5 protein-coding genes are annotated in these 5,183 nt (G+C 69.4%); 1 reads left to right on the forward strand and 4 read right to left on the reverse strand.

All coding sequences use genetic code 11. The features are described 5' to 3' along the window. Window positions 1-369: 369 nt before the first annotated feature. On the reverse strand, window positions 370-795 hold the full coding sequence (locus AC3EO4_RS55350; RefSeq protein ID WP_379582893.1) for a hypothetical protein: 426 nt from the start codon (window positions 793-795) through the stop codon (window positions 370-372). Between the two features lie 606 nt (window positions 796-1,401). Here AC3EO4_RS55350 and AC3EO4_RS55355 point away from each other — a divergent pair. Next, complete coding sequence (locus AC3EO4_RS55355; protein WP_431904873.1) at window positions 1,402-2,286, forward strand: prenyltransferase/squalene oxidase repeat-containing protein; 885 nt, start codon at window positions 1,402-1,404, stop codon at window positions 2,284-2,286. Between the two features lie 575 nt (window positions 2,287-2,861). On the opposite strand, the gene AC3EO4_RS55360 is transcribed toward AC3EO4_RS55355, so the two are convergent. The 3 genes from AC3EO4_RS55360 to AC3EO4_RS55370 all read right to left on the reverse strand — a co-directional run. After that, entirely contained in the window at window positions 2,862-3,536 is a 675-nt protein-coding gene (locus AC3EO4_RS55360) for a helix-turn-helix domain-containing protein (RefSeq protein WP_431904876.1), read from the reverse strand. A gap of 313 nt (window positions 3,537-3,849) precedes the next feature. Continuing rightward, a complete protein-coding gene (locus AC3EO4_RS55365; RefSeq protein ID WP_431904878.1) occupies window positions 3,850-4,932 on the reverse strand; it encodes an AI-2E family transporter in 1,083 nt (360 codons plus the stop codon). Beyond that, the coding region (locus AC3EO4_RS55370) for a hypothetical protein (protein WP_431904880.1) at window positions 4,929-5,183 on the reverse strand (255 nt) is incomplete at its 5' end. The genes AC3EO4_RS55365 and AC3EO4_RS55370, both read right to left, overlap by 4 nt.

The raw sequence follows: 5,183 nt of genomic DNA on the forward strand, positions 1-5,183 counted from the left end.
CCGATGTGGTGCCGCAGCCCGGGCACGTGGCCGCGGGTATCGCCGAGCCGACGGTGAACACGACCGCACCTTCCTCGACCTGCACGGACTCCACCCGGGCTGATGCAAGGTGCGGCAGAAGTAACTCAAACTCCTGATTTATGCACGCGAGCCAGCATCGCCAACCCGGACAGCTCGGTGCGGGAGCGACACGAACCTGACCGGCACCGCAACAAGATCAGCGCCAGAGCCCGGTTTCTCGACGCTCAACAGCGCGGGGATGCCGGTCGACGGTTGAAGCGGGCCTGTTCAGTGGCTCGGCAGTTCGGCGCCTCGCCCTTTTCAGCGCCGCGCCTCTTCAGAGGCCCGGCTGTTCGGCGACGCAGCCGGTCAGCGGCCCGGCCACTCGGAGATGAGAAGCCGCACGAGATGCCCATGCGTGGCGTAGCCGGGAGGATCACCCGGCATCACCCCCGTCACGCACTCGAAGGTGCCGGGTCCGCTCTGCCGTACGAAGAACGACGGCTCGGCGATCACCGACAGCAGCCTGATGGCCGCCCTGTGCACGTCGATGCCCTCAAGCGACTCGTCAGGACGAGCCGCCACCTCGTAGACGCCGTCCTCGGTCAGCCGCTCGGCCACCACCTGCCAGCCGGGGGCGGCCCGCAGGTGGGGGAGAAGGTGCGCGTCGGGGTCCTCGGTCACCCACCCGTCCCGCGCCATCACCGCCGCCAGGTCCTCCACCGCGGGCCGCATCGCCGAACCGTCGCTGACACCGGTGAACCGATCGTCATTGTCCCATCGCCGCTGCTCCATGTCGGCGATTCTCGCAACGCGGCACCGCCGTCCCAAGCCCCCGCGCCAGCCGTTCGTCCCCAAGCCTCCGCGTCACCCGTTCGTCCCCAAGCCCCCGCGTCTCCGTTCTCGCGGCAACCCTCCCGCGTCACCCGTTCTGGCGGCGGCATCGCGCATCCGCCTCGCTATCCGGGCCCGCCACCGGCCCTCGCGGGTGACCAACCTCGACACTCTGCGGCTCACAGGGGAGTCCCCGCACGGTCAGCGCTCCCGCTTGCGGCACGCCGGATGCACCCGCCCGCACCCGCCCGACGTGCAAGGCTTCGCCCCTCCCCGGAACGTGGCCGGTTCCTGGAATCTCGTTCGCCGTTGGGCGATCGATACCCGGACTCTCTTCGGTACTGCGGGGCGACCGATGCCTGGGCGCCTCTCGGTACTACAGGGCGATCGACTCCCCTCGGTGCTGCAGGGCGACCAATACCTGGGCTCCCCTCGGCATCGAAGGGTGACCGACGCCTGGGATCCCCTCTCACTTCTGGCGAGTCGGTTCCTGCCATCCCCGCCGCCTCCCGACACGTGGCTGATTCCTACAATCCCCGCCGACGCCGCGATCGTAGGGTCGACCGCATGGAAGACAACGCGGAGCGCTACATCCAGCTCAACGCCAGGCTGCTCGACAGGCTCAGGTACGAGGCGCTCTTCAAGGGCGGCTCGAAGGAACGCGTCCTGCAGGCCCTGCGCGCCTACCAGAACCCGGACGGCGGCTTCGCGCACGCGCTGGAACCCGACCTTCGTGGCACGACCAGCCAGCCGGAACCCGTGGAGGTGGCGTTCTGGATCCTCGACGAACTCGACGCCTTCGATGACCCGATGGTGGCCGCCGCCTGCGACTACCTCGTCTCGGTGACGACGAAGGACGGCGGCGTGCCGTTCGTGCTGCCCAGCGTGAACGAGGCGCCCCATGCGCCGTGGTGGGAGACCGACGACGACCTGCCCGGCAACCTCATCCCGACCGCCTCCATCACCGGTCTCCTGCACAAGCACGGCGTCGAACATCCATGGCTCGGACCTGCCACATCGTTCTGCTGGAACGCGATCGCAGAGATCAAGGAGACGTCGCCGTACCAGGCTCGCGCGGTGATCACCTTTCTCGACCTGGTGGACGACGCGGACAGGGCGCTGGCGGAGTTCGCCAGGCTGAAGGAGTCGATTCTGGCCGTGGTGTCGATGGACCCGCACGCCACCGGCGAGGCGCACTTCCCCCTCGATTTCGCACCTGCACCCCTGCGGCGGCTCTCGCTCTTCACGGACGAGACGATCGCGCGGCACCTCGACGCCCTGCCGGAGACCCGGACGACCGAGGGCGGCTGGGAGCCGAACTTCCTCATGTGGACGCCCGTGGTCCGGCACGAGTGGGGTGGCTACCTCACACTGGCCCGCCTCAACACCCTCCGCGCCTACGGCCGCCCCACCCCTGAGCCGACCCACCCCTGGGGCCAATCCAGATCCTAGGACTGACCGGCCCCGAGGACTGATCCGCGAAGGACTGATCCGGGAGGGACGCGATCCGGGAGGGACGCGATCCGCCCGGGGGTCGCCGCGCGTCGAGGACCTGCCCCATCAGGGGCCGCACCGGCTCGGGGGCTACCGGCCAGGGGCTGCACCGGCTCGGGGGCTGCGCCGGCCAGGGGAACGCACCGGCCTGGGACTGCACCGGCCAGGCGAACGCACCGGCGCGGAAGCCGCATCTGCTTGAGGGCCGACCCCGGAAAGGACCGGCTCGCGGGTTGACCGATCTGTCGACGACAGACCCGTCCGGGCTGCGCACCTGTCTGAGGGCCGACCTGTGAAGGACCGCTCGCCAAGGGCCCAATCCGTCCGGGGACCGTCTGCCCAGAAGACAGATCAGTCCGGGCGGACCTACCCGAGGGACGATCAGCCCCATTCGCAGTGGGCCGACGAGGGCCGCGGCGTCTCAATCGCGACGCCCGCTGCGACCGAAAGGCCACGTGTGATCGTGAGCGGAGGAGCCCCCGCCGCGAGTTCGCGAGCCGGACTCACCACGGTGAGTCGACGGCGTGGCCGCGTCAGGCGTCTTCGGTGAGGCGTGGCACAGGCGCGAGGAGGTGACCCATGGGGACGCCGCTCAGTCGCTTGACGTCGTGCGAAAGGTGCGCCTGGTCGCTGTAGCCGCTCTCGACCGCCACCCGCGCCAGCGGCACCCCCGACCGGGCCATCCGCAACGCGCGCTGGAACCGCACGATCCGCTGCAGCACCTTCGGCGAGTAGCCGAACGCCGCCACCGCCCGCCGGTGCAGGTGGCGCTCGCTCAGCCCGAGGTCCCAGGCCACCTGCCGCACCGAGGAGCCCTTCCGCAGCGCCCGCGCGATGGCGGGCGCGGCAGGGTCGGGCGCGGCCGTGGCACGCAGCCGCACGGTCAGCTCCTCCAACGTGAGATCCGCGGGAAGCCCCAGTTCCTCGAACGGGATCCGGCTGTCCCTCAACTCCTCGGCCGGAACGCCGAGCACGCCGCCCAGCGCGCCAGGCCTGAACCTGATGCCCCTGTAGACGTCGCCGGCGAGCAGCCGCACCGGCATCGGACCGGTGTCGGGCCCCGCCACGTGCGGACCGTCAGGCCCCCAGATCAGGTCGACGCACGCGTCGGGCACCACGAGCTGGACGCCTTCCTCGGCGCTGTCCTGCTCCCAGAGGCAGGCGATGCGCTCGGCGAGCGGCGACCCCGGACTCCGTTCGACGTACACACAACCAACGCTACGACTTGGGGCCGACACTTTCCGTCGCCGTGCCGCCGTCGGGCCGGCCTCCCGGGTTGGAGCATCGTTGCGACCGCCATAAGTCGGCCTCTCGCGCTTCGGAGCATCGTCGCCACCGCTGTCGAGCCGGCCTCTCCCGGTCTGCGGCACCGTCGCAGGGGTGAACGGCGAGGCGCGTTCCCTGAGCGAAGGGGTCAAGAAAGTCCGGAAGGAGGGAGGGGCGGGGCGACGTGACGGCGGGCGGCCGGAGTCCTGCTGGAGCACGCGTGATGGACGGAGGCCCGCCGGTGACCACGGTGGGCTATCGGGTGCCTGCCGTATCGGATGGGTCGGGGGACGGCGCGGACGGGGAGGCCGAGCCGCCGGAGATGAGGGTCGCCGCCCACCCGGCGGACGGGTCGCTGTCTATCAGCAGCGCGCGCGTCAGCAGGCTGAGCGGGATCGCGAGCAGCGCGCCGAGCGGTCCCAGCACGAACGTCCACACGATCAGCGACAGCAACGTCATCGTGGTCGACAGCCCGACCGCGTCCCCCAGGTACTTCGGCAGGATGAACGACTGGAAGACCACGTTGATCACGCTGTAGGCGACGATGACGAGGATCATCTGCCGCGGACCGCCGTCCAGGAGGGCAAGGAGCGCGGGAGGCAGCAGGCCGAGGACGAAGCCGATGTTCGGGATGTAGGTGGTGATGAGTGCCAGCACGCCCCACAACAGCGGCAACGGGACGCCGAGCAGGGCCAGCGCGCCCACGTCGAGCGCTGAGCAGATGAGTCCGAACACGGTGGAGACCACCAGGTAGCGCCGGGTTCTGCTGGCGAACGTGGTCAGCGCGGTGGCGAGGGCGGGCCTGTGGGTTCTGCTCGCCGCGAGGATCTTCGCGGTGGCCGGTGCGTCCAGCGACATCGCCAGCAGCAGCACCGCCATCAGGAACAGACTGGACAGCACGCTCAGCAGGCTGCTCAGCAGCGTCTGCACGATGCCCAGCACGCGGGCGGGATCGTACGACTGGATGGCCTTGTTGAGCTGTTCGTTGCTGATGCCGTGAGAGATGGCGAACCGCTGCGCCTCGGCCAGCAGCTCCTGGAACTGCGTGGCGTAGGTGGGCAGGATCGCGGCCAGCTGCGTGACGGACACCGTCAGCACCGCGACCATCCCGAGCAGGACCATCACGACGATCAGGAACGGCACCGCGACCTGAACCCAGGTCGGTGAGCCCCGCCTGTCCAGCCAGCCGCGCACGGGTGAGACCGCGATCACGAGCACCAGGGCAAGAACCACCGGGCCGGCGATCGAGGCGACTTCCCGCAGTCCGAACAGCGCGATGACAGCGCACGCGGTCGTCAACAGCACAATCAGCGCCCGTGGAGCCGAGCGATCTCTCACCTGTGGTTCATACCCACCAATGTCCGTTTGGTACGGCAAGCCGGGATGTGTTGCGGGTTCGGCGGTGCGTTGATTTGACGGTTGGCGGAGTCGTACATAGAGTTCACCAGTCCCACCCAGTCGGCGATCATCGTCGGCTGTCCGGGGAACCTCTTCTCCAGTACATCCACACCGGTTGTCGTCATGTCTGCTGGTGGGTCCGGTTCGACAGGAATCGGATGCGGGAGTACGTTTAAGGGGTTGTCCCGAAA

The organism is Nonomuraea sp. bgisy101 (genome assembly GCF_057708945.1).